General features: G+C 60.8%; 11 protein-coding genes. 6 read left to right on the forward strand and 5 right to left on the reverse strand.

All coding sequences use genetic code 11. The annotated features are described in order from the left end of the window. Window positions 1–3: 3 nt before the first annotated feature. The 4 genes from pta to JT51_RS16285 all read left to right on the forward strand — a co-directional run bounded on the left by pta (window position 4) and on the right by JT51_RS16285 (window position 5,637). Window positions 4–1,032, forward strand: coding sequence for a phosphate acetyltransferase (gene pta, locus JT51_RS16270; protein WP_037315063.1), 1,029 nt, complete (start codon window positions 4–6; stop codon window positions 1,030–1,032). Between the two features lie 72 nt (window positions 1,033–1,104). Further along, the gene (locus JT51_RS16275; RefSeq protein ID WP_081894720.1) at window positions 1,105–3,918 is read left to right on the forward strand and encodes a molybdopterin oxidoreductase family protein; all 2,814 of its coding nucleotides are present in this window, start codon (window positions 1,105–1,107) and stop codon (window positions 3,916–3,918) included. A gap of 97 nt (window positions 3,919–4,015) precedes the next feature. Continuing rightward, window positions 4,016–4,765, forward strand: coding sequence for a 4Fe-4S dicluster domain-containing protein (locus JT51_RS16280; RefSeq protein WP_037315065.1), 750 nt, complete (start codon window positions 4,016–4,018; stop codon window positions 4,763–4,765). Further along, the gene (locus tag JT51_RS16285) at window positions 4,765–5,637 is read left to right on the forward strand and encodes a dimethyl sulfoxide reductase anchor subunit family protein (protein WP_037315067.1); all 873 of its coding nucleotides are present in this window, start codon (window positions 4,765–4,767) and stop codon (window positions 5,635–5,637) included. The genes JT51_RS16280 and JT51_RS16285 overlap by 1 nt, the downstream gene beginning before the upstream one ends. Before the next feature lie 93 nt (window positions 5,638–5,730). Here JT51_RS16285 and dapA read toward each other — a convergent pair whose 3' ends face one another. Then, window positions 5,731–6,603: a 4-hydroxy-tetrahydrodipicolinate synthase gene (dapA, locus tag JT51_RS16290; RefSeq protein WP_037315069.1), complete on the reverse strand. Its 873-nt coding sequence runs from the start codon at window positions 6,601–6,603 to the stop codon at window positions 5,731–5,733. Window positions 6,604–6,735: 132 nt separating this feature from the next. Here dapA and JT51_RS16295 point away from each other — a divergent pair, with 132 nt between their 5' ends. Further along, a complete protein-coding gene (locus JT51_RS16295; protein WP_037315447.1) occupies window positions 6,736–8,700 on the forward strand; it encodes a lytic transglycosylase domain-containing protein in 1,965 nt (654 codons plus the stop codon). Here JT51_RS16295 and JT51_RS16300 read toward each other — a convergent pair. Then, window positions 8,674–9,543, reverse strand: a complete 870-nt coding sequence (locus JT51_RS16300) for a DMT family transporter (protein ID WP_037315071.1) — start codon at window positions 9,541–9,543, stop codon at window positions 8,674–8,676. The two genes, JT51_RS16295 and JT51_RS16300, sit on opposite strands and share 27 nt — an antisense overlap. Then, a complete protein-coding gene (gene mnmD, locus JT51_RS16305; RefSeq protein ID WP_037315073.1) occupies window positions 9,540–10,205 on the reverse strand; it encodes a tRNA (5-methylaminomethyl-2-thiouridine)(34)-methyltransferase MnmD in 666 nt (221 codons plus the stop codon). Before mnmD ends, JT51_RS16300 begins: the two co-directional genes overlap by 4 nt. Window positions 10,206–10,254: 49 nt before the next feature. Here mnmD and JT51_RS16310 point away from each other — a divergent pair, with 49 nt between their 5' ends. Continuing rightward, window positions 10,255–11,295, forward strand: coding sequence for an NAD(P)/FAD-dependent oxidoreductase (locus tag JT51_RS16310; RefSeq protein WP_037315075.1), 1,041 nt, complete (start codon window positions 10,255–10,257; stop codon window positions 11,293–11,295). Here JT51_RS16310 and JT51_RS16315 read toward each other — a convergent pair. Together JT51_RS16315 and JT51_RS16320 are read right to left on the reverse strand one after the other, a co-directional pair. Next, on the reverse strand, window positions 11,287–12,087 hold the full coding sequence (locus JT51_RS16315; RefSeq protein WP_037315077.1) for an acyl dehydratase: 801 nt from the start codon (window positions 12,085–12,087) through the stop codon (window positions 11,287–11,289). The genes JT51_RS16310 and JT51_RS16315 overlap by 9 nt on opposite strands. 38 nt (window positions 12,088–12,125) lie before the next feature. Further along, window positions 12,126–12,668 carry an NADPH-dependent FMN reductase gene (locus JT51_RS16320; RefSeq protein WP_037315079.1) on the reverse strand — a complete coding sequence of 181 codons (543 nt, stop codon included), beginning with the start codon at window positions 12,666–12,668 and terminating at the stop codon, window positions 12,126–12,128. Window positions 12,669–12,721 lie beyond the last annotated feature (53 nt).

The following is a 12,721-nucleotide window of genomic DNA, read 5'->3' on the forward strand; positions in this document are numbered from 1 at the left end:
CGCATGAAACCTCTGCGCGCCATTCTCGGATCGGCATCCGTTTCCAACAAGATCATCGCCCTGTCCGAAGGCGATGATCCCCGCGTTGTCGAAGGCGCGGTCATGGCCGTGAAAGAGGATGTCGGGCGGATCATTCTAGTTGGCGATCAGGCCAGGGTTTCGGCACTGCTGGGCACGCATGAGGGGTTCGATCCGGACCGGATCGAAATTCACGATCCGAAGACATCCCCGAATGCACCTGAACTTTCGCAGGCCTTGTACCAATTGCGCAAGCATAAGGGCATGACCGAAGAGCGGGCGCAAAAGCAGATCACCAACAGGCTGACCTATGCCGCCATGCTGGTACAGCAGGGCATCGCTGACGGCACCGTCGGCGGCGCTGTTGAAACGACATCGGATACAGTCCGCACCGCCTTGCAGATCATCGGAGCCGCGCCGGGCGCGGCCATGGTATCCAGCTTTTTCCTGATGCTGTTCTGTCAGGATCACCACGACGTAAAAGGTGCCCGCATCTTTGCCGATTGCGGCCTTGTGGTCGATCCCAATGCGCAGGAGATGGCGGAAATCGCTCGCGCATCTGCCGCCTCGTATACGGTGTTGACCGGGGAAACGGCGCGGGTGGCGATGCTGTCCTTTTCCACCTCAGGCAGCGCCGATCATCCCAAAGTTTCAAAAGTGGTCGAGGCGACCCGCATAGCGCGCGAACAAGACCCTGACCTGCTGATTGACGGCGAATTGCAGTTCGATGCCGCATTCGTGCCCGAGGTCGCGGCGAAAAAAGCCACCGACTCGCCCCTTAAGGGCGAAGCGAATGTTTTTGTTTTCCCCAGCCTGAACGCGGGCAATCTTGGCTACAAGATTGCGCAGCGGATCGGCGGGGTCGAAGCCATCGGACCAGTGCTGCAAGGTCTGGCCAAACCGGCCAACGATCTGTCGCGCGGCTGTTCCGCCAAAGATGTTTTGCACATGATCGCCGTCACAGCGGTACAGGCGCAGCATAATCAACTTGGAACGCAAGTCGCGCCAGATTGACGACTAAAAAATAAAGTTCCGATTTTCCGTCAAATATGGGCATGATCGGGTAGTCAGCTACAGGGGGCGCACGTGAACCAGCCAACTATTGATACTTCGCCCAAGGTCTCGGACGAGATCCGCAAGACCACTTGCTACATGTGCGCCTGCCGCTGTGGCATCAACGTCCACATGAAGGACGGCAAAGTCGCCTATATCGAAGGCAACCGCGATCACCCGGTCAACAAGGGCGTATTATGTGCCAAGGGCAGCGCAGGGATCATGCAGGTCAACGCACCCTCACGCCTGCGCAAGCCCCTGCGCCGTGTCGGCCCGCGCGGTTCAGGCGAATTCCGCGAGATTGAATGGGATGAAGCCATCAGCACCGCAGTCGGCTGGCTGAATGAACTGCACGAAACCGCGCCGCAAAAGCTGGCCTTTTTCACCGGACGCGATCAAAGCCAAAGCTTTACGTCATTCTGGGCGCAGAATTTCGGCACGCCCAACTATGCGGCCCATGGCGGGTTCTGTTCCGTCAACATGGCTGCAGGCGGCATCTATACGATGGGTGGCGCGTTTTGGGAATTTGGCCAACCCGATTGGGATCACACCAAGCTTTTCATGCTGTTTGGCGTGGCCGAAGACCACGACAGCAACCCCATCAAGATGGGGCTGGGCAAGATCAAGGCGCGCGGTGCGCGGGTGATTGGGGTGAACCCGATCCGATCCGGTTACAACGCAATCGCCGACGACTGGGTCGGCATTACCCCGGGCACCGATGGCCTGTTCATCCTGTCGCTGATCCATGTGCTGATGAAGGCAGGTAAGATCGACCTGGATTACCTCAGCCGCTATACCAACGCGCCGGTGCTGGTGAATGCAGCCGAAGGGCCTGAAAAGGGTCTGTTCCTGCGTGACGGCGATGGCAAACCGCTGGTGATCGACCGCAAGACAGGGGAACCCACCGCCTTCGATAAACCGGGCGTGCGGCCCGATCTGTCGGCGACCTATGACAAGGACGGTGTCACCCACCGGCCCGTCTTTCACCTGATGGCGGAAAAATACCTGAACGACGATCACGCCCCCGAGGCCGTGGCCGAGCGCTGTGGGATCCCCGCCAGCCGCATCCGCGCCATCGCCGCCGAAATCGCCCGCGTTGCCTTTGACGAGGCGATCGAGCTAGATCAGGAATGGACCGATTTTCGGGGTGAAACACATTCGAAAATGATCGGCCGACCCGTCAGCTTCCACGCCATGCGCGGGATTTCGGCCCATGCCAACGGGTTTCAAACCTGCCGCGCGCTGCATGTGCTGCAAATCCTGTTGGGCACGGTCGAGGTTCCCGGCGGGTTCCGGTTCAAACCGCCCTACCCCAAACCGGTCGAGGCCCACCCGACCCCCCATGGCGACCGCCGCCCCGGACGCCCGCTGGAAGGCCCGCATCTTGGCTTCCCGCGCGGCCCCGAAGATCTGTTGCTGGACGAAAACGGCAACGCCCAACGCATCGACAAGGCGTTCACATGGGAAAACCCGATGTCAGCCCATGGGTTGATGCATATGGTGATTTCGAACGCCGCTGCCGGCGATCCCTACAAGATCAACACCCTGTTCATGTATATGGCCAACATGTCGTGGAATTCGTCCATGAACACCAAGGGCGTGATGGAAATGCTGACCGCCCGCAACGAGGATGGCAAATACGTCATCCCCAACATCATCTATTCCGATGCCTATTCCTCGGAAATGGTGGCCTATGCTGACTTGATCCTGCCCGACACGACCTATCTGGAACGGCACGATTGTATTTCGCTGCTCGACCGTCCGATCTGCGAGGCTGACGCCGCCGCCGACGCCATCCGCTGGCCGGTGATCGAACCCGACCGCGATGTGCGCGGGTTTCAGTCGGTGCTGATCGAACTGGCCAACCGCATGAACCTGCCGGGCTTCACCAACGAAGACGGCAGTCCGAAATGGAAAGACTACGCCGATTATATCGTCACCCATCAGCGCAAGCCGGGCATTGGCCCCCTGGCCGGGTTCCGTGGCGAAAACGGCGATAAAGAAGGACGGGGCGAGGTCAACCCAGACCAGCTGAACCGCTATATCGAAAACGGCGGCTTCTATGTCGCTCATATCCCCGAGGGGGCCGACTATTACAAACCCTGGAACGCGGCCTATCAGGACTGGGCCGTCAGCATGGGCATCTATGACAGCCCACAGCCCTACCTGTTCCAGCTCTATTCCGAACCGATGCGCAAATTCCAACTGGCCGCCGAAGGGCACGGCGACCAACAACCGCCCGAATATCTGCGCCAGCGCGTCAAGGACACGATGGACCCATTGCCGATATGGTATGAAACCGATCAACAGGGCAACGAGGGTTATACCATCAACGCGCTGACCCAGCGTCCGATGGCGATGTATCACAGCTGGGGCACCCAGAACGCCTGGCTGCGTCAGTTGCATGGGCGCAATCCGCTTTATGTACCGACCAAGCTGATGCGCGAACACGGGTTGCAGGACGGCGACTGGGCCAAAGTCAGCTCACCACACGGCGAGATCACTGTGCCGGTCATGGAAATGGCCGCGCTGAATAAAAACACCGTCTGGACCTGGAACGCTATTGGCAAGCGCAAGGGAGCCTGGGCTTTGCAAGAAGACGCCCCCGAAGCCACCAAAGGGTTCCTGCTCAACCACCTGATCCACGAGCTTTTGCCACCAAAGAGCGACGGGATGAGGTGGGCCAATTCAGACCCTGTGACCGGACAGGCTGCATGGTTCGATCTGAAGGTCAGAATCGAAAAAGCCGCGCCGCCAACCGACGCCGAAAGCCAGCCTGAATTTCCCCCGGTCAAATCCCCGGTCGGCACCGGCCCAAAAGATTTGGTATGGAAGGTAGGCAAATGACCCGATCCGCTCTTCATCTGGCCAAAAATATCCCGGGGAGCGCGAGGGGCTGGCCCCTCGCTCCCGCCCTCACCACAAACGCGGAGGCAAGGCAGTCATGACCCAGCTACCCCAATCCACCGACCGCAAGATGGGCCTGGTCATTGACTTGGATACCTGCGTTGGCTGCCATGCCTGCGTGATTTCCTGCAAAGGCTGGAACACCGAAAACTACGGCGCCCCCTTGTCCGATCAGGACGCCTATGGCGCCGACCCTTCCGGGACATTCCTGAATCGCGTACACTCGTACGAGGTGCAGCCCGCCGAAGGTCACGCCCAACTGATCCACTTTCCCAAATCCTGCCTGCATTGCGAAGACGCCCCCTGCGTCACCGTCTGCCCCACCGGGGCCAGCTACAAACGGGTCGAAGATGGCATCGTGTTGGTCAACGAAAGCGATTGTATCGGCTGTGGCCTATGCGCATGGTCCTGCCCCTACGGCGCGCGCGAGCTGGATCAGGCCGAAGGGGTGATGAAGAAATGTACCCTCTGCGTTGACCGTATCTACAATGAGAACCTGCCCGAGGTGGACCGGGTTCCCTCCTGCGTGCGGACCTGCCCCGCCGGCGCGCGGCACTTCGGGGATCTGGGCGATCCTGACAGCGATGTCAGCAAACTGGTGGCGGAACGCGACGGCATGGACCTGATGCCGGAAATGGGCACCAAACCCGTCAACAAATACCTGCCACCACGCCCCAAGGATCAGATTGAGGATCAGATCGACATTCTGGCCCCCTTGCTGGCACCGGTTGCCGAGGAACCCGGCGGTTTCATCGGTTGGCTCGACAAAACTCTGGAGAAGTTCTGATGCATCCGGCCCCTTCCGTCATCGTCTTCACCACTCTGTCGGGCCTTGGGTTTGGCCTGCTGTTCTTTCTTGGTCTTGGGTTGCCCGAGGTCACTGGCTGGGTGGCTTTTGTGATCTACGCCATTGCCTATGCGCTGTCTGTGGGTGGGTTGATGGCCTCAACCTTCCATCTGGGGCGCCCTGAACGCGCATGGAACGCGTTGACTCAATGGAAATCCAGTTGGCTCAGCCGTGAAGGTTGGTGTGCGGTGATTGCCCTGATCATCATGGGGCTTTATGCGATCGGCGCGATTTTCTTCGGCCAACGTTGGGGTGTTCTGGGCTTGCTCGGCGCGCTGTTTTCCCTGGCGACCGTGTTCACCACCTCGATGATCTACACGCAACTCAGGACAATTCCGCGTTGGAACATGGCCCTGACCCCTGTCATGTTTCTCAGCTTTGGTCTGGCGGGGGGCGCAGTCTTGGCCGGGCAGGCCGGCCTGGCTATTCCACTATTGGCCATCGCGGCCAGTGTGCAGATCTTGTACTGGTGGCGCGGCGACAGCGCCCTTGAACGCTCGGGGACCAATTTGGGCACAGCTACGGGTTTGGGCCAGCGTGGCAGCGTTCGGGCCTTTGAGCCGCCGCATACAGGTACCAATTACCTGTTGCGCGAATTCGTGCATGTAGTGGGCCGCAAACACGTCGCAAAACTGCGTGTCATCTCGTTTGCCCTGGCCTTCTTTGTGCCAGTCGCCCTGCTGTTATTGCCCTTCAGCCACTTTTTTGGCTTGCTCGCCGTCCTGTCGCATCTGGCCGGAGTGGCCGTGTCACGCTGGTTGTTCTTTGCGCAGGCGGAACATGTCGTCGGCCTGTATTACGGCAAACGGTAAAGACGGGGGCCAGCCCCCTTCTTGGCCTTGCAGGCCAATTCATCCCCCGAGATATTTTTAGCCAGATGAAGAGCAGACCCGGTCTATTGCAGGTCAGAGCAGTCCGGCATGTACCATCGCGGTGTCGATGGCGGATTTGGTGCTGTCTTCCAGCGTGGTCAGAGGCGAGCGGACTTCTTCGCCGCACAGACCCAGCTTGCTGAGCGCGTATTTCGCGCCGACCAGGCCCGGCTCGATAAAGATCGCCTCGTGCAGCGGCATCAGGCGGTCCTGATAGTCCAGCGCCTTGGCAAAATCACCGTTCAGCGTGGCCTGTTGGAAGTCGGCGCACAGCTTCGGGGCGACATTTGCCGTAACCGAGATACAGCCAACCCCCCCGTGCGCATTGAAGCCCAGCGCGGTGGCGTCTTCGCCCGACAGTTGGCAGAAGTCAGGACCGCAGGTGGCACGCTGCTGGCTGACGCGTGCCAGATCGCCGGTGGCGTCCTTGACCCCGACAATGCGCGGCAGTTCCGCCAGCGCACCCATGGTCGCGGGCGTCATGTCGACAACCGACCGGCCGGGGATATTGTAGATGATGATCGGAATATCCGCGCAATCGTGCAGCGCCCGGAAATGCGCCAACAGACCCTTTTGGGTCGGCTTGTTGTAATAGGGCGTGACGACCAGTGCGGCATCCGCGCCGACTGTCTGCGCGAATCGGACAAAGCGGGCTGCCTCAACCGTGTTGTTCGACCCCGCACCGGCAATCACCGGGACGCGACCGGCGGCGGATTTGACCACCTCGGCGACAACCGTTTCATGTTCTTCGTGGCTGAGCGTCGGGCTTTCACCGGTGGTGCCCACCGGAACCAGCCCGGTCGAACCTTCCTGAATCTGCCACTCTACCAGATGTTTGAGCGCCTTCAGGTCCAACTCGCCGTTAGTGAACGGGGTGACGAGGGCTGGCATCGAGCCTTTGAACATGACACGCTCCTTAGAGTGCAGTTAAAGTTTTTGCATCGCGGGCCATCACGATTGTGGCTTTCTGAGTTGATCCCGGCGGCGCAAGGTTTATCCTGAATGGCTGTATCCTTGGTTGGTTGGGAAATGCAAGGGATGACACGCGTTCTGGCGTTATTGATAGCGGTGATTGTGGGTTCGGTCGGACAGGCGCAAGCTGATGCCGCCGGTGATCTGCGGGCCGGATTGTATGAAATGCGCAAGGGCGACTGGAATGCCGCTTTGCGCGAATCGGGTCCACGTGGTTCGGTATCTCGGGACATCATTGTCTGGCACTGGCTGCGCGAAGGGTTTGGCAGTTCCGGCGATGTTTTGGTGTTTCTGGAGCGCCGCCCGGACTGGCCCGGACTGGCCTGGTTGCGACGCAAGAGCGAGCCCGCCTTTACCGGTGCCGATCCTGATCGCGTTCTGAAGTTCTACGCTGATACGTCACCGCAAACCGCCGAAGGCGCGTTGAATTATGCCGTTGCGCTGATGGCAAAGGGACGTCAGGGCGACGCCGAGGCCGACGTTGTCGCAGCGTGGCGCACCATGCCGATGGGGTCGGGCCTGCAAAAGGACTATTTGCAGAATTTCGGCGACCTGCTGAAACCGCATCACGCAGCCCGTCTGGATCGGATGCTGTGGGACAATCATCTGGTCAGCGCCGGGCAGATGCTGCCACTGGTCGGCACGGACCAACGCAAACTGGCCGAGGCGCGGATCGCGTTGCAAAAACGTCTGCCGGGTGTGGACGGCAAGGTGGCGGCGGTGCCGGATGCCCTGACCGGAACACCCGGCCTGGCATTTGACCGTTTTGTTTGGCGCGACAGGAAAGAATTGGACGACAGCGCTATTGACCTGATGCTGGCCCGTTCAACCGGGCCGGACGCCCTGGGCGAGCCGGACAAATGGGCCGAAGGACGGCGCAGGCTGGCACGGCTTGAGATGCGCAATGGTGACATGAACCGCGCCTATGAAATAGCCGCCAACCATCACATGACGCCTGAAATGGGCTATGGCTATGCCGATCTGGAATGGCTGGCGGGCTTTCTTGCACTGCGCAAACTGAACGATCCGACAACAGCTGTACGGCATTTCCAGAACTTCTCGGGCGCGGTGCAATCGCCGATCTCGAAAGGGCGCGGCGGGTATTGGCTGGGCCGGGCCTATGCTGCGCAGGGGGATGCGGACAAGGCCTATGACGCCTATGCGGCGGGTGCGGATTATCAAACATCCTTCTATGGCTTGCTGGCGGCGGAACGGATCGGGCGACCCTTTGACAGTGAGCTGGCCAACCCGCGCCGCGCGCCGCATTGGAAACAGGCCGAGTTCGCCAACTCCAGTGTGTTGGAAGCTGGCTTGCTGCTGCTGCGCGCAGGCGAAGACCCCTTGTCCGAGCGGTTCCTGACCCATCTGGTCGAAGGTCTGAATTCGGTGCAGGCCAATCAACTGGGCGATCTGGTGATCGAGTTGAAGGAACCGCATCTTGCGGTGATGATCGCCAAACGCGCGGCAAAAACCGGTGTCGTCCTGCCTGCTGCCTATTATCCCGTGCATCCAGTGGCCGATATCGGGCTGCCGATGGCCAAAGAGATGACGCTGGCCATCGCCCGGCGCGAAAGCGAATTTGACCCGGTGGTTATCAGCGGCGCAGGCGCGCGCGGCCTGATGCAGGTGATGCCTGCCACGGCCAAGGTGGTGGCCAGCGATCTGGGCATTCTCAGCGGTCATAAAACCGGCAAGCTGACGTCGGACTGGCAGTATAACGCCAAGCTGGGGGCCAATTACCTGTCCGGGCTGGCTGCTGATTTCAACGGCAATGTGGTCATGATGGCCGCAGGTTATAACGCCGGGCCGCGGCGGCCGATTTCATGGATGAAACGCTATGGCGACCCGCGCGCAGGTGAGGTGGATATGGTCGATTGGATCGAGACCATTCCGTTCAGCGAGACGCGCAACTATGTCATGCGCGTGACCGAAAGCCTGCCTGTCTATCGCGCCCGGCTGGGCCAGCCTGCGCTGCCGGTTCCGTTCTCGCAGGAACTGGTGGGATCAACGCTGGCGTCGTTCGCGCCATAGGGTAAACAACCCTGCGGCGACGACCAGAGTTGCGCCAACGATAACGGCGGGCCGCAGGGTTTCATCAAAGATCGAGATGCCCAGAATGGCGCTCCACATCAGGTGGAAATAGGCAAAGGGCTGTACCGCGCTGGCTTCGGCCATCTCGTAGCATTTGATCAGCAGCCAGTGGCCCAGAACACCGGTTACGCACAGCAGCGCCATCCACAGCCAATCCGCCCGCGCCATCGGCTCCCAGAACCAGACGCCAACCAGTGTTGTCGCGACGGCTCCGATCACGCCGGTCCAGAAAAAACTAGTCGCTGTGCTGTCGCGCCGCGCGGCGTATCGGGTCAACAGGCCGTAGACCGCGAACATCAGCGCAGCAATCAGCGGGATCACTGCCCAAGGGTTGAACACGCCTATCCCCGGTTGCAGGATGATCAGAACCCCGACACAGCCAACACCAATGGCGGCCCACCGTCGCCACCCCACCTGTTCGCCCAGCACAGGACCGCTGAGTGCGGCGACCAGCAAAGGGTAACAGATGAACACCGCCTGGCTTTCGATCAGCCCCAGAATCGTAAAGGCGTAAACGGCAACACAGATTTCAGCTGCCAGAAGAAGACCACGCAGGATTTGCACGCCCGGCTGTTGGGTCCGCGCGGTTGCCCCTACTCCACCCGGCGCGTGGGCGGCCAGAGCAATGACAAAGGCTGCAAAGAACCAATACCGGATCATCACCACCATGTAGGTGTTATAGGTTCCCGCCAAATGGCGCGAGATGCCGTCCTGAGTAGCAAACACAATCGTCGCCGCGATCATCAGGGTGATCCCTGCTCGTGTGTTGTTCTGTTGCGTCATGTTTTGACCGCACGGGTCATATGCCGCTTACGACCGTAGCCGGGGCTGCGGGTGACGGCAAAACCGGCGTCTTGCAGCCCGCGCCGAACAAAACCGGCCGCCGTATAGGTTGCGGCGGTGCCGCCTGTGGTGGTGTGTTCCGCGACTTGCTGCATCAGGTCCGCGCCCCAAAGTTCGGGGTTTTTGGCGGGTGAGAATCCGTCCAGAAACCAGGCATCCGCCCCACTGGTCCAATTCGGCAGCGTGTCGCGGGCATCCCCCTTTATGACCTCAAGATGCAGGGTGCCAAGATCGCATGTGCCACATTGCCATTGCGCCAGGAAACGGTCGCTCCAGGGGCTTAGTTCGGGAAAGGCGGCCAGCGCGCGCGCCATATCCTCGGGCAGCATCGGAAAGGCCTCAAAACTGGTGAATGACAGGGGCGTGGTCTGGCCGGATCGTTCCCATTCAGACCAGACCGTCAGCATGTTCAGCCCCGTGCCGAACCCCAGCTCGGCAATGCGAAACCCTGCCTTGAACCGCACGGGCAGGTCGTTGCCTACCAAAAACACGTGCCGCGTTTCCTCAAGCCCGTTCTGCAACGAGAAATAGGGGTCATCGAACCGGTCTGAAACCGGGATCTGATCTTCGGTCCATGTCAGTTCGGCACGCTGGTCTGCCATCGGGGAATCCTGTAGCTAAGCGGCGCGACACTGAACAAGGAACTAGGGAATGGCAATGGTCGACGTAACAGTGCGTGGGGCGGGGATATTCGGCCTGTCCATTGCCTGGGTCTGCGCCCAACGTGGCGCAAAGGTGCAGGTTGTCGACCCCTTCGGCCCCGGCGCGGGGTCCAGCGGCGGGTTGGTGGGGGCGCTGGCACCGCATGTTCCGGAAAACTGGAACGCCAAGAAAGCCTTTCAATTCGACAGCCTGATCATGGCGGAACCCTTTTGGACACAGGTCGAAACAACCGGTGGCGTCTCACCGGGGTATGGCCGTCTTGGCCGCATTCAACCAATCGCGGATGCGCGCACCCTGGAACTGGCGCGCGCGCGGGAAACCACGGCGGCCAAGCTGTGGCAGGGCCGGGCGGACTGGACCGTTAAGCCGGTTGGCGATCTGGATGCGTGGTGCCCGCCCAGCCCGACGGGATTTGTGGTGCACGACACGCTGACTGCGCGGATGCACCCAAGACGCGCCTGCGCCGCGCTGGTCGCCGCGTTGAGTGTCCGAGGCGTGGAAATCCTATCTGACGCGCCGGACAAGGGGCTGGTGGTCCATGCAACCGGTCTTGCCGGCCTTGAGGAGTTGAGCCGGGCTTTTGGCAAAACCGTTGGCAATGGCGTGAAAGGTCAGGCGGCACTGTTGCGGTTTGACGCGGGCGACGTGCCGCAGCTGTTCGCGGACACCATCCACATCGTCCCGCATGCAGATGGAACGCTGGCAATCGGGTCGACATCCGAACGGGATTATGACGACCCATCCAGCACCGACACGCTGCTGGACGATGTGATCGACCGCGCCATGCGGGCCGTGCCTGTTTTGCATGGCGCAGAGGTGATCGAACGGTGGGCCGGTGTGCGCCCCCGCAGCAAAAGCCGCGCGCCGATGCTGGGTTCACACCCGTTGCACCAAGGACAGTTCATCGCCAACGGAGGTTTCAAGATCGGCTTTGGCATGGCCCCCAAGATTGCTCAGGTCATGGCTGACCTTATGTTGGACGGGCGCGATACGATCCCTGACGATTTCCGCCCGGAAGCCTCACTCTGACTGGGGCGCTGCCTCGGCCGTCATGCATTGCCGCCCATCGGGGCCACGCACCCACAGGGTCTGCCCGGCCCGGCACAGGGTCGCAGTTTCGGAATGCATCAACGGCGCGGTGGCGCGAAATGAAAACCGATCCAGTGGCCCGATCAATTCCGTGGCAAACAGGATCAGAAGTTGCGCCAGCAGCGGGCCATGCACGACCAGCCCATCGTACCCCTCGGTGTCGCGGGCATAGTCCAGATCATAATGGATGCGGTGGCCATTGAAGGTCAGCGCCGAATACCGAAACAGCAAAGTGGTGTCGAATGTGACCTCTCGCCGGTCCGTTTCGTCGGTCCGCGCTGTTGGTGGGACGGGCCTGACCTCATCAGCCGTGGTCTCTGAACGGTAAACCAGATCCTGCCATTCGGTCAGGCGCAGGGTATCGCCCTGCCATATCTCGTGGCGCAAGGTGACAAAGCCCAGCGGACCGCTGCGCCCGGATTTCCGGATCGCGCCTTCGCAAACAGACCGGCGCTCGGCCCCGTTACCCACAATCAGCGGGGCTTGGAATTGCAGGCGGCCACCAGCCCACATACGGCGGGGCAGGCCCATGTCGGGGATCAGATCACCACCCACCTTTGGATGGCCATCCCGGCCCAATCGTTCGGGTGAACGGGGCGACCAGAAGTAGAGGTGATGAAAGAACGGTGGCAACGGGGTGCCATCCGCAACCGAAACCGTCTGCCCCAGCGCCGTCTGAAGCGCGGCGGCGCGGGCCGGGTCCATTACGTCGGTCTGAATTTCCTCTGCCATGGCGGCAGATTAGGCAGCCGTTCGCCCGTGAACAAGCTTTAGAACCCCGCCTCGGCCCGCAGTTTCTGCATCAAAGCCAGCAAGCTGCTTTCATAGCGTTCATTGATCAACTTGCCCTGCGCGTCGAATTCATTAGAGCTGCTGGCCAGATGGATTTCCGGCCCCTGAAGGATGCGGGGTTGGAACGGCACCATATAGCCGCGCAGAACCATCTGTGCACGTTCGCCACCCGCACGCCCCGCCGCGGCAGACATCACCGCGACGGGTTTGTCAGCCCATGGCTTGCCTTTGGTCCGACTGACCCAATCCAGCGCGTTTTTCAGCACCCCCGACGGGCCCTTGTTGTATTCCGGGGTGGATATGATCACCGCATCTGCCTGTGCGATCTGGTCGGACAGGGTTTGCACCGCCTCGGGGATGCCCTCGCCGTCTTCCAGATCACCGTCGTAAAGCGGCAGGTTCAGCTCACCCTCGATGTGGGTGCCGGGATCGAACAGGCGCGCCGCCTCGCGCAGCAGTTTGCGGTTGGTGGCATTTTGGCGCAATGAGCCGGAAAGGCTCAGAAGGATCGGTTCGGACATTGGAAACTCCACTAAGGTGTTTCCCAATTGATAGCCCGAGAGCTGCGCGCACC

Origin of the sequence: Ruegeria halocynthiae (assembly GCF_000743705.1) — a bacterium.
In the GTDB taxonomy this organism is placed as follows: Bacteria; Pseudomonadota; Alphaproteobacteria; order Rhodobacterales; family Rhodobacteraceae; genus Ruegeria; species Ruegeria halocynthiae_B.

Bases quoted from the DNA above. Each gene is read 5' to 3' on its own strand.
- pta (WP_037315063.1), top strand. From the start codon at position 4: ATGAAACCTCTGCGCGCCATTCTCGGATCGGCATCCGTTTCCAACAAG.
- JT51_RS16280 (WP_037315065.1), top strand. From the start codon at position 4,016: ATGACCCAGCTACCCCAATCCACCGACCGCAAGATGGGCCTGGTCATT.
- JT51_RS16285 (WP_037315067.1), top strand. From the start codon at position 4,765: ATGCATCCGGCCCCTTCCGTCATCGTCTTCACCACTCTGTCGGGCCTT.
- dapA (WP_037315069.1), bottom strand. From the start codon at position 6,603: ATGTTCAAAGGCTCGATGCCAGCCCTCGTCACCCCGTTCACTAACGGC.
- JT51_RS16295 (WP_037315447.1), top strand. From the start codon at position 6,736: ATGACACGCGTTCTGGCGTTATTGATAGCGGTGATTGTGGGTTCGGTC.
- JT51_RS16300 (WP_037315071.1), bottom strand. From the start codon at position 9,543: ATGACGCAACAGAACAACACACGAGCAGGGATCACCCTGATGATCGCG.
- mnmD (WP_037315073.1), bottom strand. From the start codon at position 10,205: ATGGCAGACCAGCGTGCCGAACTGACATGGACCGAAGATCAGATCCCG.
- JT51_RS16310 (WP_037315075.1), top strand. From the start codon at position 10,255: ATGGCAATGGTCGACGTAACAGTGCGTGGGGCGGGGATATTCGGCCTG.
- JT51_RS16315 (WP_037315077.1), bottom strand. From the start codon at position 12,087: ATGGCAGAGGAAATTCAGACCGACGTAATGGACCCGGCCCGCGCCGCC.
- JT51_RS16320 (WP_037315079.1), bottom strand. From the start codon at position 12,668: ATGTCCGAACCGATCCTTCTGAGCCTTTCCGGCTCATTGCGCCAAAAT.